This is a genomic window from Streptomyces sp. NPDC031426 (assembly GCF_055581585.1).
In genome coordinates this window covers 146,034-172,540 of the sequence record NZ_JBVIJE010000015.1, presented here as the reverse complement: position 1 = coordinate 172,540, position 26,507 = coordinate 146,034, and the positions used below count along the sequence as shown (strand labels likewise).

21 protein-coding genes and 5 pseudogenes are annotated in these 26,507 nt (G+C 71.7%); 8 read left to right on the top strand and 18 right to left on the bottom strand.

The annotated features are described in order from the left end of the window. Nucleotides 1-39 precede the first annotated feature (39 nt). From ACZ5NH_RS28820 to ACZ5NH_RS28785, 8 genes are all read right to left on the bottom strand, one after another. Complete coding sequence (locus ACZ5NH_RS28820; RefSeq protein WP_468779265.1) at nucleotides 40-1,692, bottom strand: GH3 auxin-responsive promoter family protein; 1,653 nt, start codon at nucleotides 1,690-1,692, stop codon at nucleotides 40-42. Further along, the gene (locus ACZ5NH_RS28815; RefSeq protein WP_468779263.1) at nucleotides 1,682-4,009 is read right to left on the bottom strand and encodes a condensation domain-containing protein; all 2,328 of its coding nucleotides are present in this window, start codon (nucleotides 4,007-4,009) and stop codon (nucleotides 1,682-1,684) included. The genes ACZ5NH_RS28820 and ACZ5NH_RS28815 overlap by 11 nt, the downstream gene beginning before the upstream one ends. Next, nucleotides 4,006-5,490 carry an AMP-binding protein gene (locus ACZ5NH_RS28810; protein WP_468779261.1) on the bottom strand — a complete coding sequence of 495 codons (1,485 nt, stop codon included), beginning with the start codon at nucleotides 5,488-5,490 and terminating at the stop codon, nucleotides 4,006-4,008. The genes ACZ5NH_RS28815 and ACZ5NH_RS28810 overlap by 4 nt, the downstream gene beginning before the upstream one ends. A gap of 1 nt (nucleotide 5,491) precedes the next feature. Then, nucleotides 5,492-6,940 carry an ATP-grasp domain-containing protein gene (locus ACZ5NH_RS28805; RefSeq protein ID WP_468779259.1) on the bottom strand — a complete coding sequence of 483 codons (1,449 nt, stop codon included), beginning with the start codon at nucleotides 6,938-6,940 and terminating at the stop codon, nucleotides 5,492-5,494. Continuing rightward, nucleotides 6,937-7,176, bottom strand: coding sequence for a phosphopantetheine-binding protein (locus tag ACZ5NH_RS28800; protein ID WP_468779257.1), 240 nt, complete (start codon nucleotides 7,174-7,176; stop codon nucleotides 6,937-6,939). The genes ACZ5NH_RS28805 and ACZ5NH_RS28800 overlap by 4 nt, the downstream gene beginning before the upstream one ends. 90 nt (nucleotides 7,177-7,266) lie before the next feature. Continuing rightward, complete coding sequence (locus ACZ5NH_RS28795; RefSeq protein WP_468779255.1) at nucleotides 7,267-8,613, bottom strand: MFS transporter; 1,347 nt, start codon at nucleotides 8,611-8,613, stop codon at nucleotides 7,267-7,269. Between the two features lie 174 nt (nucleotides 8,614-8,787). Further along, entirely contained in the window at nucleotides 8,788-9,864 is a 1,077-nt protein-coding gene (locus tag ACZ5NH_RS28790; protein ID WP_468779253.1) for a GNAT family N-acetyltransferase, read from the bottom strand. After that, a complete protein-coding gene (locus ACZ5NH_RS28785) occupies nucleotides 9,861-10,061 on the bottom strand; it encodes a hypothetical protein (RefSeq protein WP_468779251.1) in 201 nt (66 codons plus the stop codon). Before ACZ5NH_RS28785 ends, ACZ5NH_RS28790 begins: the two co-directional genes overlap by 4 nt. Nucleotides 10,062-10,509: 448 nt before the next feature. Between ACZ5NH_RS28785 and ACZ5NH_RS28780 the strand changes: the two are divergent. From ACZ5NH_RS28780 to ACZ5NH_RS28765, 4 pseudogenes are all read left to right on the top strand, one after another. Then, a pseudogene (locus tag ACZ5NH_RS28780) lies at nucleotides 10,510-10,827 on the top strand (replication initiator); the annotation flags it as partial. Nucleotides 10,828-10,836: 9 nt separating this feature from the next. Further along, a pseudogene (locus ACZ5NH_RS28775) lies at nucleotides 10,837-11,006 on the top strand (helix-turn-helix domain-containing protein); the annotation flags it as partial. A gap of 1 nt (nucleotide 11,007) precedes the next feature. Then, a pseudogene (locus tag ACZ5NH_RS28770) lies at nucleotides 11,008-11,395 on the top strand (tyrosine-type recombinase/integrase); the annotation flags it as partial. Between the two features lie 48 nt (nucleotides 11,396-11,443). Beyond that, a pseudogene (locus ACZ5NH_RS28765) lies at nucleotides 11,444-12,257 on the top strand (transposase); the annotation flags it as partial. 227 nt (nucleotides 12,258-12,484) lie between these two features. On the opposite strand, the gene ACZ5NH_RS28760 reads toward ACZ5NH_RS28765, so the two are convergent. Together ACZ5NH_RS28760 and ACZ5NH_RS28755 are read right to left on the bottom strand one after the other, a co-directional pair. After that, complete coding sequence (locus ACZ5NH_RS28760) at nucleotides 12,485-13,813, bottom strand: class I SAM-dependent RNA methyltransferase (protein ID WP_468779249.1); 1,329 nt, start codon at nucleotides 13,811-13,813, stop codon at nucleotides 12,485-12,487. A 121-nt stretch (nucleotides 13,814-13,934) separates the two neighbouring features. Further along, nucleotides 13,935-15,986: an APC family permease gene (locus ACZ5NH_RS28755; protein ID WP_468779247.1), complete on the bottom strand. Its 2,052-nt coding sequence runs from the start codon at nucleotides 15,984-15,986 to the stop codon at nucleotides 13,935-13,937. 163 nt (nucleotides 15,987-16,149) lie between these two features. On the opposite strand from ACZ5NH_RS28755, the gene ACZ5NH_RS28750 reads away from it, so the two are divergent. From ACZ5NH_RS28750 to ACZ5NH_RS28740, 3 genes are all read left to right on the top strand, one after another. Beyond that, nucleotides 16,150-16,278, top strand: a complete 129-nt coding sequence (locus ACZ5NH_RS28750; RefSeq protein ID WP_468779245.1) for a hypothetical protein — start codon at nucleotides 16,150-16,152, stop codon at nucleotides 16,276-16,278. Nucleotides 16,279-16,422: 144 nt separating this feature from the next. Next, nucleotides 16,423-17,094, top strand: a complete 672-nt coding sequence (locus tag ACZ5NH_RS28745) for a potassium channel family protein (protein WP_055704256.1) — start codon at nucleotides 16,423-16,425, stop codon at nucleotides 17,092-17,094. Continuing rightward, nucleotides 17,094-17,771, top strand: a complete 678-nt coding sequence (locus ACZ5NH_RS28740; RefSeq protein WP_055704257.1) for a potassium channel family protein — start codon at nucleotides 17,094-17,096, stop codon at nucleotides 17,769-17,771. Before ACZ5NH_RS28745 ends, ACZ5NH_RS28740 begins: the two co-directional genes overlap by 1 nt. A gap of 792 nt (nucleotides 17,772-18,563) precedes the next feature. Here the strand turns inward: ACZ5NH_RS28740 and ACZ5NH_RS28735 are convergent. From ACZ5NH_RS28735 to ACZ5NH_RS28700, 8 genes and pseudogenes are all read right to left on the bottom strand, one after another. After that, nucleotides 18,564-19,340, bottom strand: a complete 777-nt coding sequence (locus ACZ5NH_RS28735) for a DUF3159 domain-containing protein (protein WP_388624808.1) — start codon at nucleotides 19,338-19,340, stop codon at nucleotides 18,564-18,566. Nucleotides 19,341-19,343: 3 nt separating this feature from the next. Next, a complete protein-coding gene (locus ACZ5NH_RS28730; protein WP_351806002.1) occupies nucleotides 19,344-19,742 on the bottom strand; it encodes an OB-fold nucleic acid binding domain-containing protein in 399 nt (132 codons plus the stop codon). 73 nt (nucleotides 19,743-19,815) lie between these two features. Then, complete coding sequence (locus tag ACZ5NH_RS28725; protein WP_388624811.1) at nucleotides 19,816-20,505, bottom strand: response regulator; 690 nt, start codon at nucleotides 20,503-20,505, stop codon at nucleotides 19,816-19,818. Then, a complete protein-coding gene (locus tag ACZ5NH_RS28720; protein WP_468779241.1) occupies nucleotides 20,502-23,057 on the bottom strand; it encodes an ATP-binding protein in 2,556 nt (851 codons plus the stop codon). The genes ACZ5NH_RS28725 and ACZ5NH_RS28720 overlap by 4 nt, the downstream gene beginning before the upstream one ends. A 136-nt stretch (nucleotides 23,058-23,193) precedes the next feature. After that, a pseudogene (locus tag ACZ5NH_RS28715) lies at nucleotides 23,194-23,917 on the bottom strand (ABC transporter ATP-binding protein). Nucleotides 23,918-24,082: 165 nt separating this feature from the next. Further along, entirely contained in the window at nucleotides 24,083-24,850 is a 768-nt protein-coding gene (locus ACZ5NH_RS28710; RefSeq protein WP_388624820.1) for a DUF3710 domain-containing protein, read from the bottom strand. 1 nt (nucleotide 24,851) lies between these two features. Beyond that, the gene (dut, locus tag ACZ5NH_RS28705) at nucleotides 24,852-25,403 is read right to left on the bottom strand and encodes a dUTP diphosphatase (protein WP_468779239.1); all 552 of its coding nucleotides are present in this window, start codon (nucleotides 25,401-25,403) and stop codon (nucleotides 24,852-24,854) included. Continuing rightward, nucleotides 25,400-25,984 (bottom strand): PaaI family thioesterase, encoded by a 585-nt coding sequence (locus ACZ5NH_RS28700; RefSeq protein WP_388624826.1) that lies wholly within the window; start codon nucleotides 25,982-25,984, stop codon nucleotides 25,400-25,402. Before ACZ5NH_RS28700 ends, dut begins: the two co-directional genes overlap by 4 nt. 58 nt (nucleotides 25,985-26,042) lie before the next feature. Between ACZ5NH_RS28700 and ACZ5NH_RS28695 the strand changes: the two genes are divergently transcribed. Next, the gene (locus tag ACZ5NH_RS28695) at nucleotides 26,043-26,507 is read left to right on the top strand and encodes a DUF3093 domain-containing protein (RefSeq protein WP_388624829.1); all 465 of its coding nucleotides are present in this window, start codon (nucleotides 26,043-26,045) and stop codon (nucleotides 26,505-26,507) included.

The following is a 26,507-nucleotide window of genomic DNA, read 5'->3' as shown; positions in this document are numbered from 1 at the left end:
GGGTGCCGGGCCGGACGGCCGACGGGGGCCCGGCCCGGGTCAGTCACGGGGCAGGTAGGCCTCGAGTTCGCGCAGCAGCGTGTCGTCGGTGTGCAGCCAGCGGTGCTTGACCTGGGCCGCCGACGCGCCGACGGACACCCGGCGCTCGGCGAGCGCCCGGAAGGTGCCGCCCTCGACGACCAGGGCGCTCAGCGGAGACAGTCGGCCGGAGCGGCGCTTTTCCGCGTACTCGGTGTTGAGCCGCGCGAGTTCGGCGTCGACATGGGCGCAGAACCGCTCGGCGGAGACGGCCGTCCCCACGTCCCACCGCTCCATGACGAGGGTGTAGCCCGGTGGCCGGCCCCAGACGGGCACCACCGAGTAACCGCCGCGGACCGAGGCGTGCCCCACGGCCGAGCGGATCGCGGCGTGCACGTCCGACTCGGTGAGCTTCTCCCCCGTGAAGGAGGTGACCGAGCCGCCGCGGCCCTCGAAGTTCAGGCGCGGCAGCCGGCCCACCCGGCCGACGACCCGGTAGATGTCGCCGGTGTCGTACCGGAGGAGGCCGTTGGCCTGGCTCATCACGAGCCGGTAGGTCGCGCCGAGCTCCAGCTCCTCGGGGCCGCAGGTGGTGACGGACTCGGAAAGCGGGGCACCGAGGTCGTCCGGGTCGCACGGGACGAACTCGTACAGCCCCTGATCCACGGCGAGCGGCCCGGCCGAGGTGTGCGAGTCCACGGGCAGGGTGACGATCCCCTCGGTGCCGGTGGTGCTGAACGGGATGAGCGGGACGCCCGGCGCGACCTGGTCCAGCCAGCCGCGGTAGTAGCGCGCGGAGGCCGAGTTCCAGCAGACGACGAGGGACAGCCCGGGCCACAGGTCGGTGAGCGTGACGCGGCCGCCGAAGGAGTGCGCGGCCTCCAGGCGTGCTGCCGTGCGGAGGTCGGGGCGCGTGAGCGGGTCGGGCAGCCCGTTCACCGTGCCGTCGCGCAGGTCCTTGAGGAGGTAGGGCAGTTCCTCGTTGAGGAGCTCACCGAGGGCCGTGATCCGGGACGGGTTCACCGCCACCACCAGCTGGACGTCCGAGCCGGCGAGGAGCCGGAGCCGGGTGTAGAGCGGCCGTTCGAGGGGCGCAGCGGTGAACCAGCGCTCGGAGTACCACGGGGGAGCCCAGTCGTGCGGGCCGACCGAGGCCGGGCGCTTGGTGATGCTGTAGACCGGCAGCTCCTCCCCCGGGGCGGCCCACACGTCGTCGAGTTGACCGCGCTCCCAGGACAGGTCGAAGACGCTGCCGGGGCGGTACGCGGTGAGGCCGAGCCGCTGGAAGTACAGACCCCACTGCGCGTACAGGGCTGGGCCGCGGTACCGGTCCCGCCAGTGACGGGTGGTGGGAACGTACTTGGGCTGGCCGCTGGTGCCGGAGGTGGTGTGCAGGGCGTACGGCCGGCTCACGGTGAGGACGCGGTCCTCACCGGTACGGATGCGCTCGACGTAGCCGCGGAAGCCCTCGTACCCGCGGACGGGGACGGCCGCGGCCAGGTCGGCCGGGGTGCGCACGGACCGCAGTCCGTGGTCCCGGCCGAAGGCGGTGTCCCTGGCCTGGTCGAGCAGGTCGGCGAAGACCTCCTCGGTCACCGGCCGGGGGTCGCGGCACCGGGTCCGCTGACGCTCGTACGCGGCGAGCGTCCGGTCGATGAACTCGTCACGGCTCATCCCGCCCGTCCTCTCCCCCGTCGGCGCCGTCCAGGACCAACTCCGGCCGCAGCCGGGCCACGAGCTCCTCGGCACCGTCCTGGAGGTCTCCGGGGACGGCGAGTTCGCCCTCCCGGGACCCGTCGGCGAGGGCGCCGAGCACGGTGCAGCCGCCGAGGTATGCGAGCCAGGCGAGCTGGACCTCCATGGTTTCGCGGGCCACCCGGCCCAGGCGTTCGCCGAAGCGCGTCCGGTAGGCGCCCTCCAGGCCCTCGCCCATGGCGACGAGGGTGCGGTCGACGGTCGCCCACAGCTCCTCGGGCGTCGTAGCGGCCTCTCCGGGCGCATCGACGGGGAGGGCGGGTTCGCTGTCCGGGGCGAACCGGTGGACCAGCTCGGCCCACTCCTGCACCCAGTCGGCCCGGGTGACGGTGTTGCCGTTGACGGTGACGAGCCGCAGCTTTCCGCTTGCCGCGCCTGCGACCTCGGCGGTCAGATAGCGCGCCCAGGCCGAGGCGGAGCAGTACGACAGCACCAAGGCCGGCCCGTTCACCCGGCCGACGGCCTCGCGACTTGCCTCCAGCGCCTGCCGGAACTCGTTCCCTTCCAGGCTCCGGGGCACCGTCAGTTCGACCACCAGGCACTCGGGGAACCGTTCGCGGACGAAGTCGGCGAGCGCCGGCTCACTGCGCGCCCCCGGGTAGTCCACGGTGAACACCGTGAGTTCACGGGCGCGTTCGCCGGCTGCCTCCCGTACCCGCTCCACCAGGTCGCCGACGGTCGCGGCGGCGCCGGCCGGGTCGGTCAGCCGCGCCACACCGGCCCGTACGGCGGCGAGGATGCGCCGGGCGTCCGCCTCACCGACGAGCGCGAGGCTGTAGTCCAGGTCGAGGGCGAGGGTGTCCGGGGTGTCGACGAGGTGGATGTTGCAGTGCCGCTTGATGCTGCCGGTGCCCAGCGAGTGGGCCGCCCAGCTGCCGTCGCGGATCGCGGGCGGGTCGATGGGGGCGTCCGCCGCCTGGAAGAGGATGTTGGCGTACGGGGCGAGGGTGCGGGCCTTCGTGTACGCGTCGAGCTCGTCGAGCACGACCTCGACGGGCAGTTCACTGCGGCCCAGGCTCTCCACCACGTCCGCGTGGACGTCCCGCACGTAAGCGGCGGCCGGCCCGCCGGTGCGGCGGAAGTCGCCGAGGAAGAAGATCTGGTTGGTGAACAGGCCCACGGTGTCCCGGACGCGCGCGGAGTTACGGTTGGCGACGCCGCTCATCACGATCACGTCGTCCTCGCCGGACAGCACGTGGGCCGAGGCCAGCAGGACGGAGAGCAGCAGGCTGTAGGTGGTGACGCCGAATTCCCGGGCGGCGGCGCGGACGGCCTCGGCCTCGCCGGGACCGTCCCAGCCCAGCCGGAGCGAGCCGGCCCGCTGGCCGCCCGCTCGCGCCTCGCGCCTCGCGATGGTGAAGTCGGGCGAGACCCGCTCGAACTTCTTTCGCCAGTACGCGATGTCGTCGGCATAAGCGCCTTGGCGGGCACGTGAGTCCAGCATCAGCGCGTAGGTGCTGAAGGGGGTGGCGGCGGGCAGGGGGGCCTGAGGATCGGTGTACAGCTCCAGGAACTCGCCCGCGAGCAGGTCGGTGGACCAGCCGTCGGCGGCGATGTGGTGGATGGCGAAGTACACGACGCCCCCGCCGTCCGGCAGCGGGACGCAGCCGCCGCGGACCGGCGGCTCCTGCCCCAGGGAGAAGGGCCGTCCGACCGCGGCGCGGATCGCCGCGGTGGCCTCCTCAGGGGAGCCGGCCTCGCTGTGGGACTCGAAGACGACCCGGGCCGGCCAGTCCGGGACCTCACGCAGCATCAGGCGCTCTTCCTCGTCGAGGAGGTAGACGCTGCGGAGCGACTCGTGGCGGGCGACCAAGGCGCGGAAGGCGGATTCGGCCCGGTCGGCGTCGAAGTCCCGTACGCAGCGGATGGCATGGCCCATGTTGAGGAAGGCGGCGGAACCCTCGCCCTGCGCGTGCCGCCAGTGCCGCCGCTGGGACGCGGTCGCCGGCACGGCCCGCCCATCGGTCCAGGTCTCCTGGAGGACCGGCGCGGCGGGAGCCGTCGGGACCGAGGCGAGTACGTCGTCCAGCGACTGGGGGCCGAGGAGCCGGGCCACCGGTACGACGACGCCCAGTTCCTGCTCGATGCGCATCACCGCGGCGTACGCCTGAAGGGAAGTGCCGCCGTTGCGCGCCCAGGACCGTCCGGGGGCGGCCGCGGTGTCCTGGTCCTCCTCGAGGTCGAGCTGCTGGAGGAGGACGGCCGTCATGGCCGCCTTCAGTTCTTCGGTGCTCATGCTGTCCCACCCGGGGTCGTCGTGAGGGTCCTGGCAGGTGTGTCGAGGGTCTGCCGGACCAGTTGTTCGATGGCGCGCAGGTCGGTCTTGCCGTTGCGGAGCCGGGGCAAGGAGGTCACGCGCACGAGCGTGCGGGGGCGCGCGTACTCCCGCAGCCCGGTCGGTTCCGGTAGCGCCGCGTCGGGATCGGCGGTCTCGACGACTGCGTGCAGGGCGTCGTCGAGCACCAGGGCCCGTACGTCGGTCACGCCAGGCAGCAGGCCGAGTTCGGCCTCCACCGCGGAGAGGTCGACCCGCTTGCCGCGGACCTTGGTCTCGTGGCCGATCCGGCGCCGGTAGACGAGGCCCTCGTGGGTGTCCTCGACGATGTCGCCGGTGCGGTACCAGTCGGAGGGCGAAGGTGTCTCCTCGCCGAGGATCCGGAGCCGGCCGTCGCCCTCGTCGCGGTAGAAGCGGCCGGCGTTGTCCCGGGGATCGAGGTAGCCGTCGAACAACTGGGCCCCGCGCACGCAGAGTTCGTGCTCGTCGGGGGTGTCGTCCGGGGCGACGAGCCGTCCCTCCAGGTGCGGCAGGACACGCCCGATGGGGATGTCGTCGCCGTCGAGGCGCCGCCCGGGCGGAAGTTCGAACTCGGCGCAGGCGATGGTCACCTCGCTGGGGCCGTAGCTGTTGACCACCATGGAGGCGGGGGCCGCGGCCCGCCACAGCTCCAGGGCGCGGGGGCTCAAAGCCTCCCCTCCGAAGACCGCGGTCCGCACCCCGGGCAGCGAGCCGGGCGCCAGCTGTCGTAGCCGGTGCGCCATCGTGACCTGCGAAGGTACCGAGTTCCACACGGTGATGCCCCAGCGCTCGCAGAAGCGCTGGACGAGCATGTGCTCGCGGCCCTCGGGCACCACGACGGTGGCGCGGCCGAGTGCGGCCATCATGAGCACCTCGTAGAACGGGTCGAAGAGGGGCTGGTAGTTCTGGACGGTCCGGTCCCCCGGGACCATGCGGCCGACTGCGCGAAGATGCCCCGCGTAGCTCTCCAGGTTCCGCTCCGAGACGGCCACGTCCTTGGGCGCGCTGGTCGAGCCGGAGGTGGAGAGCACATACGCCTCCGCCTGCGCCGCGCGGCGCGGCGCGCGGGCGGCGTCAGCCGGCACCACCACGGGTGCGTCCTGGCCGGCGGCAACGGTGCCCCAGACCCCGAGCCGGTCGAGGCGCTGGTGCTCGCCGTCCCGGCCGTCCGCCAGGTAGGGCACGATCGAGCAGTCGAGGGCCGAGACTGCGAGGACAACGGTGTGCAGGTCAGCGCCGAGGTCGTCGGCGACGCCGATGCGCAGCCCCGGGACCGCGCCGGCCCGGGACAGGCGGTCGGCGAGCCGGTCGACACGCGCGAGGAGGTCGGCGTACGTGAGGGGTCCGCCGCTGCCGTCGAAGGCGAGCGCGCCACCGGCATCGGCCGCGGCCTGCGCGTAGAGGGTGTTCAGGAGCCCCATGTCAGACTCCCGCCTCCGAGGACGCGGGAGCCGGCGCTGCTGCGTCCGTGCTCGGCGCGAGGGGTGCGTCCGCGGTCAGCCGGGCGATCATGGTCTCCGTCCAGTCCCCCTGGCCGACGCCGTCGGCGGCGAAGAGCGTACGGACTCGGTCGAGGAAATCCGCCGCGCCATATCGCAGTTCACGCAGGTCGGTGTGGTCGAGGACGACGTTGCAGGCGATGCCGTCGCTGTCCGCGCGGGCCGCGCCGGCCCGCGCGACCTCGTCCACAGACACCGCGCCGACGGCGCGCAGATCGGCGGGCGAGACCTCTGAGGCGACGGTGCCGTCCACAGTGGCCAGGGGTACGAACATCCCGGCCACGGCACGGTCGCCGGCCGCCTCCGGGAGCGGCTGCGGGTCCAGTCCGGCGGTGATCAGCAGGGCCTGCCGCACCAGGTCGAAGCCGCTGCGGCGGCGCAGCAACCGGCTGAGGTGGCCGCCGACCCGGCAGTTGATCTCGATGATCTCGGGGCCGTCGGCCCCGAGTTTGACCTCCGTGTGGCTCACGCCGTCACCGATACCGAGCGCCTCGTGCGCCTTGAGGACCAGCGCGGTGACCCGGCGCCGGGTCTCGTCACCAAGCCCGTCCGGCAGGATGTCCCCGGTGGTGGCGACCTGGCCGGCGGTCCCGGCGCGGGTGTACACGGGGAACTTGCCGAAGACGGTGATCACGTCGTGCCGGCCGGCGACGCTCTGGACCTCCACCGAGACGTAGTCCGCCCGCCAGGCCCCGGTCTGCGCGGGCGCGTCGGGGATGAACCCCTCGGCGAAGCGGTAGGCCTCGCGGGGCCAGGACTCCTGGAGTGCCCGGAGCTGCTCCTCGGTACGGACCACGGTGACGTCCTCGCCGCCGGCGCCGCGCCGCGGCTTGACGACGAACGGCAGGCCCAGCCGGTCGCAGGCGGTGTCGAGGTCTGCCGGACCGCTCAGCGGCAGGGCGCCCATGCGGGTGAGGCCGGCCTCGGCGAGCGTGCTCCGCTGGACGTACTTGTCGGCGGGGCGCGCGTTCCGGTGGCGCACGGCGAGGCGGCGTCCGATCTCAGCGGCGAGCTCCAGCTCGGCGTCGCCGAAGGTGACGACGCCGGCGAGTGGGGGGCCGGGGACGACGGGGTCGGCGGCGTCGACCTCGAAGACCTCGCCGAAGAGCCGGGTGGCGAGGGTGGTGAGCCCCGGCCATCGGGCGGACACCTCACGGCGCAGCAGGGGGACGATCCGTACGTCCGGTCCGGCGGCGACGAGGAGGTCGCGGACGCCGGCTGCGCCTCGGGGCGACAGGACGACACCGACGCGGGGCGGGGCGGGGGCGGGCGAGGGGTCCGTCCCCGCGGGGGTGGCGGCACGGTGGGGGCTGATGACAGCGGTGTTGGAGGCGGGCTCGCCCGGTTCGAAGTGGGACTCGTGCGGTCTCATGCCCGGACCGCCTCGGTGGTGGCCTCGACCAGAGCGGCCAGTGTGCCGTCCAGGAACAGGACGTCGACGGGGACCTGGGCGGCGAGGTCGCTCTCGATGCGCTCGATGAGTTCGATGGCGAGCAGCGAGTCGCCACCCAGTTCGAAGAAACGATCCTGCGGGCTGCTCTCGGTGACACCGAGCACGGCACGCCAGTGGCCCTCGACGACGGAGGGAACGGAGGAAACGGAGGACATGGACACGGAGTTGCTCCCGAGCGTGAGTAGGCGAATCGGAAAGAAGGGGCGAGCGGAGACGAGGACGGGTGTCGAGGAGGCGGTGAGGAGCTACCGCAGAGCACTGCTCGCGGCCGCGCCGCCCGCAGCGTCGGACCTGCCGGCGTCGGGGCCGGCGGCGGTGACGTCGGCGTCGGCGTCGGCCACGCTGACCGCGGTGCTGTCGGGGTTCTTGCCGGCCGTGTCCGGGCCGTCCCCGGACGGGAGGTTCTCCTCGGAGGCGTTGTGGATGCGACGGACCCCGGGTGCCAGCATCACGGCGGCACGCACGCCCAGGTTGAGCACGGCGACGGTCAGAGTGATCGTCACGGGCGAGGCCACCTCCACGACCAGACCGGTGGCCGCCATGCCCAGCGGGTTGAGGGCCAACGAGCCCAGCCACTCGTACGAACTGACCCGGGACAGGGTCTCGTCGGGGATCTCGCGCTGGAGTGTGCTCAGCCACAGCGCGTCCGCCATGGTGACCCCGATGGAGCCGATGAGCGCCGTCAGCGCGACCCACTCCACCCGGGAACTGCCCGCCATTGCGAACAGGAAGAGGGACTCCAGACCGACGAGCAGGTTGCAGGCGGCCAGGGGGCGGCGGGGACGCCACCACATCAGCAGCAGACCGCCGAGGACCGCGCCCACCCCCTGGGCGACCAGGACCGCGGACCAGCCCGTCGAGCCCATGCCGCCCTCGCCGGCCGCGAGGGCCGGACCGATCACGAACATGGTGGGCAGGATCAGGCCCTGGTAGAAGCCGAAGCCGGCCACGTTCGCCCAGACCCAGCTGCGACCGGCGAACTCCCGCCAGCCGCCGACCAGCGACTCCCGCAGCGACTCCTCCGGCCGGCCCTGCGGGCGGCTCAGCGGCAGTCTGCTGAGCAGCAGAGCGCTGGTGAGGAACAGGAGGGTGTCGATGAGGACGACATAGCCGGCGTCGCAGAGCAGCAGCAGGCCGCCGGCCGCCGCGGGCCCGCCGATCGAGGCGAGGCTCCTGCTGAGTGTCACCAGTGCGGTGGCGTCCTGGATCCGCTCGGGCCGCACCAGATCGGGCACGACACCGGTGTTGGCCGGGGTGAAGAAGGCGCGGGCGGTGCCCCAGAGCGCCTGCAGCGCCATCATCGGCACGAGGCTGACGTGGCCGAGGACGATCAGGGCCGCGGTGCCTGCCTGGCAGCCGGCCATCACCAGGTTGGTGGAGACCAGGATCAGCTTGCGCGGGGCCCTGTCGCCGACGGCCCCGCCGACCAGGATGAAGAGCAGCTGCGGGGCTGTCTGGGCAGCCAGGACGAGCCCCAGGAAGGAGGCCGGGTGGTCCGCATCGAGGACGGCGAAGGCAAGGGCGACCGGCGCCATCGTCGCGCCGAACATGGTGAGGGCGCGGGAGACCAGATAGGGCGTGAATCCGGGCACGTCAAGCATGGTGAAGCGGCGCAACGCCTGCATGGGGGGTGTTTCCGTCCTATGGGCTCGTACGGGTGGAGAAGGGAGCGCTCGGCACGAGGATCCGGTGAGCGGGTCGCCGGGAGTCGGTACGCGCCGACGCCTCGGGGACCCGTCCGGGGGCGGGCTCCGGGAGGCGCGCGGTCAAGCCGCTGAGGCGTCCGGACCGGCCGTCTCCGTGGCCGCGTCCGTGACCGTCACGAGCCAGGTGGCGCTGATGACCGCGCCGCGGCGCTGCTTGACGGTGCTCGAGGAGAGCCCGAGGTCGATGCTGCGGCAGCCGAGCTCGAAGGCATGGTCGACGGGCCCGTGGATCATGGCCTGGAGATAGGCGAACTCCCGGCCGGGCAGCTCGTCGACGAGCCCGATCTCGTACCCTTCCAGGACCTCGCCCTGCACGGTGAAGAACGAGACCGCGACCAGACGTCCCGCACCGTCGCGGACGACGCTCGCGTGACAGGCTTCCTCGCCGAAGGCCCGGACCCACTCCTGAAGCCGGAACAGGCTCAGGCGGGGGTGGTCGGCGACTCCGTACTTCGCCTTGACCGCGCAGACCAGCGGGGCCGCCTCGGCCAGGACGGACGCCGCGGGCACCCTGGCCGCCAGGTAGCCGAGGGCCTCGAACCGGCGCCGGTCCTTGCGGCACCGCTCCCGCTGCGAGGGGCGCAGCGCCATCACGTGCTGTTCCGGGTCGTCGCCGGTGAGTGGGAGCTCGGCCGTCTCGTCGAGGACGCGGGCCGAGGCGCGCGGGCCGAGGCCGGCGACGAACGCCTCGGCCTCCTTCTCTCGTACGTGCAGGCCGACCGGCAGGTCTCCGGCGGCGTGTGCCGCGCCGAAGGCGTGGGCGGCGAGCGCCCGGCGGACACGGTCGGTGTCCGCCTCGCTCAGCCCCCCGGCGGTCACCGCGCCGGCGGCGAGGTCGCGGCAGCCGCCGACGAAGACCCAGCGCCGGGGGTCCTCGGGAACGGGCCGTGCCAGTCGGTCGTGGAGGAACGTCAGGTCGTACGGGCCGCCGGAGAACCGGGAGGTGGTCGGACGGTGCGTGCTGAGAGTGCCGACCGGGCGACCGTCCAGCCGGGCCACGGCCCAGCGGGTCTCCCACCGGGCGTCCTCGGACAAGGCGGCGAGCCGTCGCGGGGAGAGACTGACCGCGCTGTAGCGGCAAGGGCCGGCGAACAGGTCCTCGGGGGGACGGTTCAGGGTCTCGACGATGAGGCTCATGGGCGTCCCTCCCCCGTTGCCGTCTCCGGCACCCGCTCCGCGTCCGTCCCGCACCCCGTGAAGACCGGGACGACGAGCAGCAGACCGCCGAGGCCGCCGCCCAGCGGACCGACACCCCCCGGAATCATCCGGTGCAGGGCATCGGCCCAGCCGCGGAGTCCGTCTGAGGTGTGGCGCTGGCGCCAAGAGACCGCCATGCCTCTCCATTGCTTAAGTGAGCAGGTGAAATGCCCTCCGATCGACCAGAATTGATCATCCGTCAGAGGTGCTTGAGTACTACGAGCACGCATTCAACCATGTCGCGGGCGAAGACAGAAGTCTCAGATTGCGAGACGTTCCTGTCTCAGACTATGGACGCTTCGGGTGAGCGGGAAGTTCGCCAAGTCGGCGCGCGAACCAACGGTCAGGAAGGGGATTCAGTCTGACCACACGTCGGTTCCGGACGCCCCGACGGTGAAGACCGCTTCGGACCACTCTTCCGAAAGTTGACATGGACCTTACCGCAATCCGCGAGCCGCCGCCCCGGGACACTCCGCCCACGACACCTGCGGCCGCGGGGCGTTGGTACCTCCCGCGAGGGACACCCCCTTCCCACCCGGGCACCGACAGCACCAACCGGGCCCGTGACGCGCCTCCTTCCCCTCCCTCGGCAGGCTGGCGGAGTTCGCCGACCTCAAGCTCTGGAAGTGGGCGCACATGCTCGGCTTCCGGGGCCACATCTCCACCACGTCCCGCTCCTACTCCACCACCCTCGGCGCGCTGCGCGCCGCCCGCCGCGCTTGGCGCACCGAACAGGCCCGCGTCCACGCCAACCGGCCCGAACACGACCCGGACACCACGCTCGTAATCGGTCACTGGGCCTACCTCGGCACCGGCTACAGCCCCGGCGCCGCACTCCTCGCAGCCGCCCTCTGGCATCGAAGAGAACTCGCACGGCAGTTCATCGCCGAAGAAGGCTGCTGATCACCACGCATGCGCCGCGCCCCACCTGGGGGGCCGAGCACGCCGGAGGAACTGCTGACGGTTCCCAGGTCATGGCCCGCCTCCAGCTCGGCCGCTCCGTCTACGACCTGCTCCGCACCCGACAGCTCGCCCCGATCACCCTCGGCCACGCCCGCCGCGTCCCCGCCCACGCCCTCACATCTGCCCGCCAAAACCCGAGCATCCGAACGCCGCCTCGCCACCCACCGAATGCATCCGCTCCCTCAAGGAACACAAGGAGCGGCAGGACATGGAGCGCGAGACCGTCGGGTCGGATTGGAAGGACAGCGGCCTGGTCTTCACCACGCCGACCGGTGGACCTCTCGACCCCGCCAACATCACCCGTCGCTTCCGCAGCTTCCTCGACCGGGCCGGACTCCGCCGCATCCGCTTCCACGACCTCCGACACTCGACGGCGACCGTGCTCCTGGGGCAGGGCGTGGACCTCGTCGTCATCAAGGAACTCCTCGGCCACTCCCACATCGGCGTCACCGCCGGCGTCCACGCCCACGTCCGGCTCCGCCTCCAACGCCAAGCCATCGACTTCCTTACGAGTTGGTGCGTGATAGCGGGTGGGCATGCTCGTGTGGTGAGGGGCATGGTCGATCGGACGGTGTTGGCGCATCCGTTGTTCACGGGCGTCTCGATGGCTCATCTCGCGTCCCTGGTCGAGGAGTTGGACCGCCCGTTGGGCAGCCGCGGTGGAGGGGCGGCGTTTCCAGCAATGAGGCGGTGTGAGGAGACGTGCGCAAGGTGCCGGTGCCGACTATCGGCTGGTGTTTGTGGACCGGCTGTTGGCCACGCTGATTCATCTGCGACACGATCTGCCGCACGCTGTGCTGGCAGTACTGTTCGGTGTCGATCGCTCGACCGTCACCCGAGCCGTCGGTGAGATGCGCCGGCTGCTGGCGGAGCGGGGCTTTGCTGTTCCCGACAGGCCTGGGATGCGGCTTCGAACGCTGGAGGACGTGTTCGCCTACGCCCAGGCCGAAGGTGTCGAGCTGTGGTTGGTCGCCACCGAGGTGCAGGTCCGACGGCCGGCCGCGGGCCGGGGCGGCAGGCGGGCATTCGTGTCGGGCAAGAAGAAGCAGAACACGATGAAGGGCACCGTTATCGCAGACAGCCAGGGCCGCACCCTGTGGGCCGATGGCCTGCGGCCGGGATGGATGCACGATGCGACCGCGGCTCGCGCCGCGGGCATCACCAGCTGCTTCCACCACTTCGACCTGGTCGAAGTGTTACTCGACGACGGCTACCTGGGCCTGAGCCGTGACTATCCAGGCCAGGCCCTCACCCCGCCCAGAAAGCCACGCCCCGGAGCACTGCCCGGCAGAGTCGAACAGTGGGAACGCGATCGGCACGGCCACTCATCCGACCGCATCACCGTCGAGCACGCCCTGGCCGATCACAAACCTGGAGGCGGGCGATGCCAAGCATGGTGTCGTGCGTCGAATGAGCGTCAAGAATTTTCCCAACCGCCCCTCATCGACTGAGTATGCCGCTCCCCCGTCGGCACACCGCTGCACAAAAGCGCAGGTGAGATGCATGGAGCGAGCCTGTGGCGCGCTCCACCCGGTGGACTGTGGGAAACAGGTCGAGCACAACCGGCCTCACCCGAGGAACCCCAAAAACCCGCAGGTCAGAGCCCCTTTGTAGCGGGCTCAAGAATAACTACGCACTCCACGTGCGACGTCATCGGAAACAGATCGAACGCCCGAAGCGTCCGCACCCGGTACCCGCCCTCGCGGAAGTACGCCAGGTCCCGGGCCAGGGCGGCGGGATCGCAGGCGACGTAGGCGACGCGGCGGGCGCCTAGGGAGCAGAGGTGGTCCACCGTCGCGCGGCCCGCGCCGGCCCTGGGCGGGTCCAGGACGATCAGGTCGACCTCGGTGATGCCCGTGCGCGGCAGGACCGACTCGACCTTGCCCTGTTCGATGCGCACCCGCGGGAAGTCGGCGAGGTTGTGGCGGGCGTCCTCCACCGCACGCTTGCCGGACTCGATGCCGAGCACCGCGCCCTTCTCGCCGAGCCGGTCGGCCAGCGCCCCCGCGAACAGCCCCACGCCGCAGTAGAGGTCCAGGGCCATCTCTCCCTTGCGCGGGAGCAGGCCCTGCATGACCGCCGTCACCAGGGTGTCCGCCGCCTTCGGGTGGACCTGCCAGAAGCCGCCGTTCCCGACGCGGTGGGTACGGCCGTCCGCGCGTTCGCGGACGAAGGGGCGGCCGTGGACGCGGTGCACCCCGCCGGACTTCTCGTCGACCCTGAGGACCGACACCGGCTTGTCCAGTTCCACCAGGGGGAGGCGGGCACCCGGGCGCGGCGTCAGGATCACCTGGCGGTCCTGCGAGCCCGTCGCCGCGATCGCCTCGACCGACTCCATGCCGGTCCAGTCCCGCCGCTCGATGCCCAGCTCGCTGACGCCCTCCGCCGCGATCATGCAGTGGTCGATCCGCTCGACCTCATGGGAGCGGTGGCGGCGCAGACCCGCGTGGCCCTCGGCGTCGACGGCGTACTGCACACGCGTGCGCCACTGCGGGACCTGGCCGGCCGGCAGCTTGTCGCCTTCGGCCGGCATCACCGTGCCGTCCCAGCCGGCCTCCTCGGGCGTGAGACCCGCGAGCCGCTTGAGCTGCTCGGCGATCACCTCGCCCTTGAATCGCCGCTGGGCGCCGGGCTTGGCGTGCTGCCAGTCGCAGCCGCCACAGCGGCCGGGGCCGGCGAAGGGGCAGGGGGCCTCGATGCGGTCCTTGGACGCCTCCAGGATCGCCACCGCGTCCGCGCGGAGGAAGCGGGCTCCCTCCTCGCCCTCGGTCACCTTCGCCACCACACGTTCTCCCGGCAGCGCGTGCCGGACGAACAGCACCTGGCCCTCGGCCGTGCGGGCGATGCAGTGGCCGCCATGGGCGACGGAGCCGATCTCGACCTCGTACTCCTCCCCGACCAGCGACTTCTTCGGTTCTGCCTGCATGGCGGGGTGACTCCAGATCGGGAACGGGAAACGGCCGGACAACAGCCCACCAGTCTACGTGGCTGTCGTCCGGCCGTTCACCACAGGCCGAGGCCCGGGCTCAGCGGGCCGAGCCCCCGGCTCAGTCCTTGGCCGTCGTCGGCTCCTTGGGCCGCTCCGCCGCCGGACCGCGCCGCACCGCACCCGGCGCGTTCCACTCCTGCCGCTTGCGGGCCCGCTGCCTGGCCGCTTCGGAGGACTGCAACTGGTAGGGCACCGAGGTCACCATCACGCCCGGCGTGAACAGCAGGCGGCCCTTCAGGCGCAAGGCGCTCTGGTTGTGCAGCAGATGCTCGTACCAGTGGCCGACCACGTACTCGGGGATGATCACGGAGACCGCGTCGCGCGGCGACTCCTTGCGCAGGCTCTTGACGTACTCGATCACCGGGCGGGTGATCTCGCGGTAGGGCGAGTCCAGGACCTTCAGCGGTACGTCGATGCCGCGCCGCTCCCACTCCTCGTGCAGCACCTTGGTCTCGGCCGGGTCGACGTTGACCGTCAGCGCCTCCAGGGATTCCGAGCGCATCAGCTTGGCGTAGGCCAGGGCCCGGAGGGTGGGTCGGTGGATCTTGGAGATCAGGACGACCGAGTGCACACGGGACGGGCGGACCAGGTCGTCGTCCGGCTCCTCGGGGGCCGAGAGCTCCTCGGCGACGCCGTCGTAGTGCTTCCGGATCGCGGTCATGGTCGCGTAGAAGAGGCACATGCCGAGCAGGGCCACCCAGGCGCCGTGCGTGAACTTCGTGACCAGGACGACGACCAGCACCAGCCCCGTGAAGAAGGCACCGAACGCGTTGATCGCGCGGGAGCGCATCATGCGGCGGCGCACCGCCGGGTCCTGCTCGACCGCCAGGTGCCGGTTCCAGTGCTTGACCATGCCGGTCTGGCTGAGCGTGAAGGACACGAACACGCCGACGATGTACAGCTGGATGAGCCGCGTGGAGTCGGCGCCGTAGATGAACGTCAGCAGGGTCGCGGCGCCCGCGAGCAGCACGATGCCGTTGGAGAAGGCGAGGCGGTCGCCGCGGGTGTGCAGCTGGCGCGGGAGGTAGCGGTCCTGGGCGAGGATCGAGCCGAGCAGCGGGAAGCCGTTGTACGCCGTGTTCGCCGCCAGGAACAGGACCAGCGCGGTGGCTGCCGCGAGGACCACGAACAGGAAGCTGCCCTTGCCGAAGACGGCCTCGGCGACCTGGGAGATCACCGGGTTCTGGACGTAGCCGGAGCCGATCGGGTGACCGCCCCGGATCAGGTCGGTGGCCGGGTTCTCGGCCATGCGGACCTTGGTCGACATGGCGAGGGCGATGATGCCGCAGAACATGGTGACGGCCAGCAGGCCCATCATCGCGAGCGTGGTCGCCGCGTTCTTCGACTTGGGCTTGCGGAAGGCCGGGACGCCGTTGGAGATCGCCTCCACACCGGTCAGCGCGGCACAGCCGGAGGAGAAGGCGCGCAGCAGGAGGAAGACGAGCGCGAAGCCCGCGAGACCCTGGTGCACGGCCTTGATGTGGAAGTCCGCGGTCGGGGCGTGCATGGTGTCGCCGAGGACCAGGCCCCGGACGGCGCCCCACGCGATCATGATGAAGACGCCGCCGACGAAGACATAGGTCGGGATCGCGAAGAGCTTGCCGGACTCCTTCACACCGCGCAGGTTCATCAGCGTCAGGAGCACGATCACGGCGACCGCGCACAGCACCTTGTGCTCGACCACGAACGGGACGGCGGAGCCGAGGTTCTCGATGCCGGAGGCGATGGAGACGGCGACGGTGAGGACGTAGTCCACGAGCAGGGCGCTGGCCACCGTGAGGCCCGCCTTGGAGCCCAGGTTGGTGGTGGCGACCTCGTAGTCGCCGCCGCCGCTCGGGTAGGCGTGGACGTTCTGCCGGTAGGAGGCGACGACCGTGAACATCAGCACCACGACCGCGACGGCGATCCACGGGCTGAAGTGGTACGCCGACACGCCTGCGACGGACAGGACCAGCAGGACCTCGCCCGGTGCGTAGGCGACGGAGGACAGCGGGTCGGAGGCGAAGACGGGGAGTGCAATGCGCTTCGGCAGGAGCGTTTCGCCCAGCCGGTCACTGCGCAGTGCGCGCCCGATCAGGATCCGTTTGGGCACGTCGGTCAGTTTGGACACGAGAGAGGATGGTAGGCCTTCGAACTGGCAGCCGCCCACCCGGTCTGTGTCATCTGCCTCACGAGTGAAATCAGGGGCGCACGGAACTGCGGATTCCGTGGTCCGCGCGCTCCCCGTGCCTAGATGGCAGACCCCGCTTGTCATCGCGCACCTCGGAGGACCCATGCCCGCCACCGCGGAGCTGATCGGGGCGACTGTCGCCCTCGTCGGCATCGGAATCCTGGCCCTGTGCAGCGTGCGCAGCATCACTCGCCGGACTCCGCCCCCGTTGATCGCGGACGCCGATCGCTGACGCTGCTCACGCGCGTGATCGCGGAGGGTGATCATGGCGAACCGGCGCAGGGGGGTGCCCGCCCCCGGCGCCCGTGTGTAGCTTTGGGCCTCGGTCTGAGACCCTGATGCTGAGCAGTAACTTTTGGACACCGGAAGGACGGTCGTGCACATCGTCATCATGGGCTGCGGAAGAGTGGGCTCCGCTCTTGCCCAGACCCTGGAGCAACAGGGCCACACGGTCGCCGTGATCGACCAGGACCCCACCGCCTTCCGCCGGCTGGGCCCGGGCTTCGGTGGCCGCCGAGTCACCGGTGTCGGCTTCGACCAGGACACCCTGCGTGAGGCGGGCATCGAGGAGGCCGGCGCCTTCGCGGCCGTCTCCAGCGGTGACAACTCCAACATCATCTCCGCGCGCGTGGCCCGCGAGATGTTCGGCGTGGAGAACGTGGCCGCCCGTATCTACGACCCGCGCCGTGCCGAGGTCTACCAGCGTCTGGGCATCCCCACCGTGGCGACGGTCCGCTGGACCGCCGACCAGATGCTGCGCCGGCTGCTGCCCTCCGGTGCCGAGCCGCTGTGGCGCGACCCCACCGGCGGGGTGCAGCTCGCCGAGGTGCACGCCTCCCCGAAGTGGGTCGGGCACAAGATCAGCAAGCTGCAGGAGGAGACGGGCGTCCGCGTGGCGTTCCTGACCCGCCTCGGCGAAGCGATCCTGCCGACCTCGCAGACGGTGCTGCAGGAGGGCGACCTCGTGCATGTGATGATGCGGTCGGACGACGTCGAGAAGGTCGAGGCGGCGTTCGCCCAGGGCCCGGAAGAGGAGAGCGGTCACTGATGAGGGTCGCCATTGCCGGAGCCGGTGCCGTCGGTCGCTCGATCGCGGGCGAGCTGCTGGAGAACGGCCACGAGGTCCTGCTCATCGACAAGGCCCCGACCGCCATCTCGGTGGAGCGGGTGCCCCAGGCGGAGTGGCTGCTGGCCGACGCCTGCGAGATCACGTCCCTGGACGAGGCGGCGCTGCAGCGCTGCAACGTCGTCATCGCCGCGACCGGCGACGACAAGGTCAACCTGGTCGTCTCGCTGCTCGCCAAGACGGAGTACGGCGTCCCGCGCGTCGTCGCCCGTGTCAACAACCCGAAGAACGAGTGGCTGTTCAACGAGGCGTGGGGCGTGGACGTGGCCGTCTCCACCCCGCGCCTGATGTCCGCCCTGGTCGAGGAGGCGGTGAGCGTCGGCGACCTGGTCCGGCTGCTGCGCTTCAGCCACGGTGACGCCAACCTCGTCGAGCTGACCCTGCCCGAGGAGTCGGCCCTGGCCGGCACCCAGGTGGGCGACGTCCAGTGGCCCGAGGACACCTCCCTCGTCACGATCATCCGCGGCACCCGCGTGCTGACCCCGTCCAAGGAGGACTCCCTGGAGCCGGGCGACGAACTCCTCTTCGTGGCCGCCCAGGCCCGCGAGGAACAGCTGGAGGAGCTGCTGTCGGTGCGGCGCGAGGACACAACGAGCTAGCCGATGCGCTGCCGCGCCAAGGGCCCGGGGATCGCCGGATCCGCCGGGCCCTTCACGCTGCGCTGACCGTCGGCAGCACCCCCCTCGCTCAGCCAGCGCCACGGCAGCACACGCCCCTTCACCGCGAGAAGGCCACGCGAACGGCCCGGGACCCTCGGTGAGCCCCGAACCGGTGCCAAGCCGCGGTGCCACGGTCGGCTGACCCTCCCGGCGGTGCCGTCCCCCAGCCGCGAATGCGCTGCCGCGCCAAAAGCCCCGGGACCGCCGGATCGCCGGGCCCTTCACGCTGCGCTGACCGTCGGCAGCACCCCCCTCGCTCAGCCGGCGCCACGGCAGCACACGCCCCTTCACCGCGAGAAGGCCACGCGAACGGCCCGGGACCCTCGGTGAGCCCCGAACCGGTGCCAAGCCGCAGTGCCACGCTCGGCTGACCCTCCCGACGGTGCCGTCCCCCAGCCGCGAATGCGCTGCCGCGCCAAGGGCCCGGGGATCGCCGGATCCGCCGGGCCCTTCACGTGCGGACGCTCAGGGACTCCGGCCCCGGCCACCGGCCGTCCGCCGCTCACGCCGGTGCCGCAGCAGCACGCCGGCAGGGCGCTGCCGTACATCACCTCGAAGATGTCCCGGTCGCGGTGGAGGGATGCCCCGGGGATGCCCACCACGGAGTGGGTTCGTACGCGGGCGAGGTCCGCCGGTACGAATGGCCCGACCACCTGAGCTCCCAGGTGTTTCCCTCAGCCTTCAGCCGCCTCACGTGAGGCCGGCCGCTGGGAAGCCGCGGTGCCGTGCCGGCTAGGCCTCCCGGCGGTGCCGTCCGCCGGTTGCCTCGCCGCCCTCGGCGGCCAGCGCCGCCTTGCGCTCCGCCTCGGCCTTCTCCTCGGCCTCCATCTCGGCGAAGACGTCGATGGGCGCGGGGGCCTTGGCGAGGAAGATCCAGGTGAGCCAGACCGCCAGCAGGAACGGCGGGATCTTCAGGGCGACCAGGACCCAGCCGAGCTTGGCGGTGTCGGACCACCAGTAGAGCGGGAAGAGGATCGCGCACTTGGCGAGCAGGATCAGGCCCCAGGCCCAACTCGCCTTCGCATAGGCCTTCTTGCGGCCGGGGTTGCGGGTGCGCCAGGAGAGGTTCTCCTTGAAGACCGGGCCGAGGATGAGGCCGATCAGGGGCACACCGGCCAGCGTCGTGACGATGTACGCCACCGCCAGGCCCAGCGTGTAGAGCATGCCGGGGAGGTAGAAGTCCTTGGCGTTTCCGGTGAACATCGCGAAGACGACACCGAAGGCCACACCGAAGACACCGCTGAAGGCGTGCTTGACGGTGTCCTTCATGGCGAGCCGGACCACGACCAGGACCAGGGACACGATCAGCGCGGCGATCGCCGACACGTGCAGGTTCTTGTCGATCGTGAAGATCGCGACGAAGAGCAGGCCCGGCACGACCGTCTCGACCATGCCGCGGACACCGCCGAACGCGTCGAACAGCGCGGCCTCGGTCACCGCACGGGCATCGCCGGTTCCGTCGGGCGGACTCTGGTCGGTGCCTTCGGTCGGCTTGTCGAGGGACGTCACCGGCTACTCCCGTCCGAGGGGTCGCAGTTCGTATTTCGGGTTGAACAGCACCCGGCGGCCGCGGCTCATCGAGATCCGGCCCGATGCGATCAGCTTGCGCCCCGGTTCTATGCCCACGATGGAACGCCTGCCGAGCCACACCACGTCCAGCGCGGCGGAGCCGTCGAACAGCTCGGCCTCCAGGGCGGGGACCCCGGCGCGCGGACGCAGGGTGACCGTGCGCAAGGTACCAGTTACGGTGACGATCTGCCGGTCGTGGCAGTCGCCGATCTTCGTACAGCCCGCGGCGTCGGCGTCCTCGCGCAGTTCCTCGGACTCCAGGTCCTCCTGCGACGAGGAGAGCCGGTCGAGCATGCGCCGGAACCGGCCGGCCGGCTTTTCGGAACGAGGAACAGCACTCATACCTGAAGCGTACCGGGGCACACCGACAGCGCCGTAGCCAAGCTCACTTCGCAGCCCGCTCACTTGGCAGCGCTCACTTCTCGAACCGGTAGCCCATACCCGGCTCGGTGATGAAGTGCTTCGGGTGCGAGGGGTCCGTCTCCAGCTTCCGCCGCAGCTGGGCCATGTACACGCGCAGATAGTTGGTCTCGGTGCCGTACGACGGCCCCCACACCTCCTGCAGCAGCTGCTTCTGGCCGACCAGCCGGCCGGTGTTGCGGACCAGCACCTCCAGCAGGTGCCACTCGGTCGGGGTGAGGCGGACGTCCTTGCCCGCGCGGTTGACCTTCTTGGCGGCCAGGTCGACGGTGAAGCCCTCGGTCTCGACGCTCGTCACGTCGTCCTCGCCGGGCCCGACCGGCTCGGCCCGCCGCACCGCGGCCCGCAGCCGGGCCAGCAGCTCGTCCATGCCGAAGGGCTTGGTGACGTAGTCGTCGGCGCCCGCGTCCAGCGCCTCGACCTTCTCGTCCGAGGAGTGCCGGGCGGACAGGACCAGGATGGGCACGCGGGTCCAGCCGCGCAGGCCCCTGATCACCTCGACGCCGTCCATGTCGGGCAGGCCCAGGTCCAGCACGACCACGTCGGGGTGCCGGGAGGCCGCGAGGTCCAGGGCGGTACGGCCGTCGGGCGCCGCGTCGACCTCGTACTTGCGCGCCTTCAGGTTGATCACGAGGGCGCGCACGATCTGCGGCTCGTCGTCGACCACGAGCACCCGGGTCGTCATAGGGTCTGCCTTTCTGGTTCTGCGATGTCCGGGCCCAGGTCCAGGGGCTCGGGACCGGATCCCGCCGCCCGCAGGCTCAGGACCATGGTGAGTCCGCCGCCCGGCGTGTCCTCGGCGGTGAGAGTGCCGCCCATGGCCTCAGCGAAGCCCCGGGCGACCGCGAGGCCGAGCCCGACCCCGGCACCGCGGGGGGCGTCGCCGTACCGCTGGAACGGCTCGAAGATCCGGTCCTTGGCCTCGTCCGGTACGCCCGGCCCGCGGTCCACCACGCGCACCTCGACCCGGTCGGCGATGGCGCTGGCGGAGACCAGCACGGGCCTGCGCTTCGGGCTGTACTTGACGGCGTTCTCCACCAGGTTGGCCACGGACCGCTCCAGCAGCCCGGGATCGACCTCGACCATCGGCAGGCTCTCGGGCACGTCCAGCTCGACGCTGCCCTCCGGGACGCCCCCGAGTGCCATCGGTACGACCTCGTCCACGTCGATCTCGCGGATCAGCGGCGTGACCGTACCGGTCTGCAGGCGGGACATGTCGAGGAGGTTGCCGACGAGGTGGTCCAGCCGGTCGGCGCCCTCCTCGATGGCGGCCAGCAGCTCGGCACGGTCCTCGTCGGACCACTCGACGTCGTCGGAGCGCAGCGAGGACACCGACGCCTTGATGCCGGCCAGCGGGGTGCGCAGGTCGTGGCTGACGGCCGCGAGCAGGGCGGTGCGGATGCGGTTGCCCTCGGCGAGCGCGCGGGCCTGGTCGGCCTCCTCCTGCAGGCGCCGGCGGTCCAGGGCGACGGCGGCCTGCGCGGCGAAGGCGGCGAGCACCCGGCGGTCCTCGGCGGGCAGCACCCGGCCGGTGAGCGCGAGCGCCAAGTGGTCGCCGACCGGCATGTCGACGTCGGCGTCCTCGGGCCGCTCCAGCGGCCGGCCGAATCCGGCGCGCCCGGCGCAGGTCCAGGGCTCGGTGTCGCCCGCCCGCTCCAGCAGCGCGGCCGACTCCATCGCGAAGGTCTCCCGGACCCGCTCCAGCAGCTCCTCCAGACTGGTCTCGCCGCGCAGCACGTTCCCGGCGAGGAAGGAGAGTATCTCCGACTCGGCGCGCAGCCGGGCGGCCTGGTGGGTGCGCCGGGCGGCCAGGTCCACCACCGAGGCGACCGACATGCCGACGCCGAAGAAGATCGCGATGGCGACGATGTTCTTGGGATCCGCGATGGTCAGCCGGTGCAGGGGCGGGGTGTAGAAGTAATTCAGCAGGAGCGAGCCGAAGGCCGCCGAGGCCAGCGCGGGCAGCAGGCCGCCGAGCAGCGCCGCCGCGACGGTGACGGTCAGGAACAGCAGCATGTCGTTGGCGAGGCCGAGGGCCACGCTGTTCAGCAGCACCGCGAGGACCGCGGGGCCCAGCAGGCCCACCGTCCAGCCCCAGATGATCCGGGCCCGCCCGAGCCGGGCGCCCCGGGCCACGGGCAGCCCGCGGCCCCTGGCGACCTCCTCGTGGGTGACGATGTGGACGTCGAGGTCGGGCCCCGACTCCCGGGCGACCGTGGCGCCGACGCCGGGCCCGAAGACGTACTGCCAGGCCTTGCGGCGCGAGGAGCCCAGCACGATCTGGGTGGCGTTCACGCCCCGCGCGAAGTCCAGCAGCGCGGCCGGTATGTCGTCGCCGACCACGTGGTGGAAGGTGCCGCCCAGGTCCTCGACGAGGGTGCGCTGAACGGCCAGCTCCTTCGGGGAGGCCGAGGTCAGCCCGTCGCTGCGGGCTATGTACACGGCGAGCACCTCGCCGCCGGCGCCCTTCTCCGCGAGCCGCGCGGCACGCCGGATGAGGGTGCGCCCCTCGGGGCCGCCGGTCAGCCCGACCACGATCCGCTCGCGGGAGCCCCAGATCTTGGAGACCTGGTGTTCGCTGCGGTAGGCGTTCAGGTACTCGTCCACCCGGTCCGCCACCCACAGCAACGCCAGTTCGCGCAGCGCGGTGAGGTTGCCGGGGCGGAAGTAGTTGGACAGGGCCGCGTCGACCTTGTCCGGCTGGTAGATGTTGCCGTGCGCCATCCGCCGGCGCAGCGCCTCCGGGGACATGTCGACCAGCTCGATCTGATCGGCCCGCCGTACCACCTCGTCCGGGACGGTCTCGCGCTGCCGCACGCCGGTGATCGATTCCACGACGTCGCCGAGTGACTCCAGGTGCTGGATGTTGACGGTGGAGATCACGTCCACACCCGCGGCGAGCAGCTCCTCCACGTCCTGCCAGCGCTTGGCGTTGCGGGAGCCGGGGATGTTCGTGTGGGCGAGTTCGTCCACCAGGGCGACGGCCGGCGCCCGGCGCAGCACGGCGTCGACGTCCATCTCGCCGAAGGTGCTGTCCCGGTACTCCAGCCGCCGGCGCGGCACCTGCTCCAGGCCGTGCAGCATCACCTCGGTGCGCGGCCGGTCGTAGTGCTCGACGAAGGCCACGACACAGTCGGTGCCCCGCTCCACGCGGCGGTGCGCCTCGGAAAGCATGGCGTAGGTCTTGCCCACGCCCGGTGCCGCACCGAGGTAGATCCGAAGTTTGCCGCGTGCCATGGCTCCATTGTCTTCCGGTGACTGCTGCCTACGCAGCGTCGACCTTACGGCCAACAATCACGGCCAAACGTGACGGAGGGGCGGGCGACGGGCAACTTTGACGCAACCCTGATGAGAGTGCTGACGGCCGCCCGGTTCAGTGCTCGACGATCTCGCCGTCGCGCAGTTCCAGCACTCGGTCGGCCAGGTCGAGGAGGGTCGCGTCGTGCGTGGCGACCAGCGCGGACGGGGGTCCGTCCGGGTCGGCGGAGGCCGGCCCCTCGCTGCGTACGACGGCCCGGAGCAGCTCCATGACGGCGTGCCCGGTCTCGGCGTCGAGCTGGCCGGTCGGTTCGTCGGCGAGGAGCAGGGCCGGCCTGTTGGCGAGGGCGCGGGCGATGGCGACCCGCTGCTGCTGCCCGCCGGACAGCTCACCGGGCCGCTGGGCGGCATGGCCCGCCAGCCCGACGAGGGAGAGCAGCAGCTCGACCCGCTCCTCGCGCTCGCGCGGGTCGGCCCGGCGCAGCCCGAGCGGTACGCCGACGTTCTCGGCGGCGGTGAGGATCGGAATGAGCCCGAAGGACTGGAAGACGAACCCGATCCGGTCCCGGCGCAGCCGCAGCAGCTCGCTCTCGCCCAGCTCCCCCAGCTGCCGCCCGTCCACCTCGACCCGCCCCCGGTCGGGCGTGTCGAGCCCGCCGACGATGTTCAGCAGAGTGGTCTTCCCGGACCCGGAACGCCCCTTGAGAGCGACGAGCTCACCCCGCCGCACCTCCAGCGAGACCCCCGCGCAGGGCATGCACCACCGCGGCACCGCGCCCGTACGACTTGTGCACGTCCTCGACCCGCACCATGGTCCCGGTGACCACCCGTCCGCCCATACGGCCTCCCCCATCGATGGGGCGCCAGTATCGCGCCCCAAAGGGGCGCGGGGAACTGCCCGAGCAACCACGACGAACCCGCGCTCGGCGACGGCGCGAACCGCAAAACGGGCCGCACCCCGCAAAGGCACGGCCCGTACATCCCTGCTGAACCCAGCGGAGCGCCTAGCGGACCTCCGTGATCTCCGGCCCGCGCTGCAGCTGACCCATCCCGCCCGAGAAGCGGGAGCCCTCCTCCTGCTGCACCCCTTCGGGGACCATCTGCGCGTCGTTCGGCAGCTTGAGGACGATCGGGTCGCGAGGCGCCATCGGCCCCTCACCACGGACCACGACCGTGTCGCGGAAGATCTGCTCCAGCAGCCCGGCGGCCTGCGGCTGCACCGCGCCCTGCCCGGAGATCACACCGCGCAGGAACCACCGCGGGCCGTCCACGCCCACGAACCGCACGACCTGGAAACCACCCGTGCCGTCGGGCAGCTGCACCGGTACCTGGGCGCGCAGCTCCCAGCCGAGCGGGCCCTCGGCCTCGTCGACGATGCCACCCTGCTGGGTGATACCGGACGCGATCTCCTCGCGGACCTCGCCCCAGATGCCCTCGCGCTTGGGCGCGGCGAAGGCCTGGAGCTGGATGGCGCTGTCGCGCAGCACGACAGTCGCGGCGACGATCGCGTCACCGGCGACCTCGACCCTGAGCTCCATGCCGTCGACGCCCGGTACGAACAGTCCGCCGAGGTCCACCCGGCCCTCGGCCGGGTCGCGCACCTCGCTGCTGTCCCACGGCCCGTCGGGCCGCGGCCCGGGCTCCAGCCGGACGCGCTCGCGCTCGGCCTCGGCTTCTTCCTCGTCCGCCTCGGTGTCGACGCTGTCGACGACCTGCTCGGCCTCGCCGGCCGCGTCCTCGGCGGCACCCTTCTTCTTGCGACGTCCGAACACGTCACTGTCCTTCCCGGTCGGATACGACCGAAGCGTATCGATTCCCACCCGTCGGACCGCCATCGGCGGCCTGACCGCTTGTGCCGCTCTCGCCGCCCACCGCGGCATGACCGCCGGTGGACCCGAAGCCCCCTTCGGCCCGCGTGGAGTCGGGAAGCTCCGCGACCTCCTGGAAGCGGACCCTCTCGACCTGCTGGACGACCAGTTGGGCAATCCGGTCGAAGCGCTCGAACCGCACGCTCTCACGCGGGTCGAGATTCACCACGATCACCTTGATCTCCCCACGGTACCCGGCATCAACCGTCCCCGGGGCATTGACGAGGGCGACACCGCAGCGAGCGGCGAGACCGGAGCGTGGGTGCACGAAGGCCGCGTACCCCTCGGGCAGGGCGATCGACACACCCGTGGGGAGCACGGCTCGCTCCCCGGGACCCAGTGCGCACGGCTCGGTGGTGCGCAGATCGGCTCCGGCGTCCCCCGGATGCTCGTACGCCGGAAGCGGTACGTCGGGGTCGACGCGCCGGAGCAGCACGTTCAGGGGGCCACGGCTCACGGGTTCACCTCGAAGGCGCGGGTACGCCGGATCTGGTCCGGGTCGCTCATGGCGGCCTGGATCTCCTCCTCGCGGCCGTGGTCGGTGAAGTGGTCGACCTTGACCTCGATGAAGAGGGCGTCGGCGCGGACCGCGACGGGCCCGTCGGGGCCGCCGATGCGGCCGGTGGCGGTGGAGTAGATCTTCCGCCCGGCGACGGCGGTGACCTCCGCCTCCAGGTGCAGCGTGGTGCCGACGGGCACGGGCCGCACGAAGTCGGTCTCCAGCCGGCCGGTGACGGCGATGGTCCGCAGCAGCCAGTTCAGCGAGCCGAGGGTCTCGTCGAGGGCCGTGGCCAGCACTCCGCCGTGCGCGAGGCCCGGGGCGCCCTGGTGGGCGGGCTGGACGGTGAACTCGGCGGTCAGCGAGACACCCTCGCCGGCCCGGGCCTCCAGGTGCAGTCCGTGCGACTGCCCGGGGCCACAGCCGAAACAGTGTGCGTAGTGGGCGCCGAGGAGTTCTCCGGGCGCGGGCGCGTCGGGGTGCCGTACCGGCTTCACCGCGTCGGCGGGGGGCTGAAGGCTTGCGGAACTACCACTCACAGGCGCAGACCTTACCCGCGCGTCGGGGCGATACGGATCCCGTGCCAAGCTTGGCTCCATGCAGCTCTCCGCCACCCCCTACGAAGAACGCCTCACCACCCCCCGCTCGTGGTGGCTGATCAGCTTCCTGGTGGGCGTCTCCTTCGCCCTGATCCTGCTTCCCTTCGGCACTCTGCCGCTGCTGGGCGGCCTGGTCGGCGGTACGGCCGCGGCGGCAGTGGTCGCCAGTGCGTACGGCTCCCTGCGCATCCGGGTCGTGGGCGACTCGCTGATCGCGGGCGAGGCGAAGATCCCGGTGTCGGCGCTGGGCGACTCGGAGGTGCTGGACGCGGAGGAGGCCCGTGCCTGGCGGACGTACAAGGCCGACACGCGCGCCTTCCTGCTGCTGCGCGCCTACATCCCCACGGCGCTGCGGGTGGAGGTCACGGACCCGGAGGACCCGACGCCGTACCTGTATCTGTCGACGCGGGAGCCGGAGAAGCTGGCGGCGGCGATCGAGGCCGCGCGCAAGGCGGACGCGTAG

Bases quoted from the DNA above. Each gene is read 5' to 3' on its own strand.
- ACZ5NH_RS28820 (WP_468779265.1), bottom strand. From the start codon at position 1,692: ATGAGCCGTGACGAGTTCATCGACCGGACGCTCGCCGCGTACGAGCGT.
- ACZ5NH_RS28815 (WP_468779263.1), bottom strand. From the start codon at position 4,009: ATGAGCACCGAAGAACTGAAGGCGGCCATGACGGCCGTCCTCCTCCAG.
- ACZ5NH_RS28810 (WP_468779261.1), bottom strand. From the start codon at position 5,490: ATGGGGCTCCTGAACACCCTCTACGCGCAGGCCGCGGCCGATGCCGGT.
- ACZ5NH_RS28805 (WP_468779259.1), bottom strand. From the start codon at position 6,940: ATGAGACCGCACGAGTCCCACTTCGAACCGGGCGAGCCCGCCTCCAAC.
- ACZ5NH_RS28800 (WP_468779257.1), bottom strand. From the start codon at position 7,176: ATGTCCTCCGTTTCCTCCGTTCCCTCCGTCGTCGAGGGCCACTGGCGT.
- ACZ5NH_RS28790 (WP_468779253.1), bottom strand. From the start codon at position 9,864: ATGAGCCTCATCGTCGAGACCCTGAACCGTCCCCCCGAGGACCTGTTC.
- ACZ5NH_RS28785 (WP_468779251.1), bottom strand. From the start codon at position 10,061: ATGGCGGTCTCTTGGCGCCAGCGCCACACCTCAGACGGACTCCGCGGC.
- ACZ5NH_RS28760 (WP_468779249.1), bottom strand. From the start codon at position 13,813: ATGCAGGCAGAACCGAAGAAGTCGCTGGTCGGGGAGGAGTACGAGGTC.
- ACZ5NH_RS28750 (WP_468779245.1), top strand. From the start codon at position 16,150: ATGCCCGCCACCGCGGAGCTGATCGGGGCGACTGTCGCCCTCGTCGGC.
- ACZ5NH_RS28740 (WP_055704257.1), top strand. From the start codon at position 17,094: ATGAGGGTCGCCATTGCCGGAGCCGGTGCCGTCGGTCGCTCGATCGCG.
- ACZ5NH_RS28730 (WP_351806002.1), bottom strand. From the start codon at position 19,742: ATGAGTGCTGTTCCTCGTTCCGAAAAGCCGGCCGGCCGGTTCCGGCGC.
- ACZ5NH_RS28725 (WP_388624811.1), bottom strand. From the start codon at position 20,505: ATGACGACCCGGGTGCTCGTGGTCGACGACGAGCCGCAGATCGTGCGC.
- ACZ5NH_RS28720 (WP_468779241.1), bottom strand. From the start codon at position 23,057: ATGGCACGCGGCAAACTTCGGATCTACCTCGGTGCGGCACCGGGCGTG.
- ACZ5NH_RS28695 (WP_388624829.1), top strand. From the start codon at position 26,043: ATGCAGCTCTCCGCCACCCCCTACGAAGAACGCCTCACCACCCCCCGC.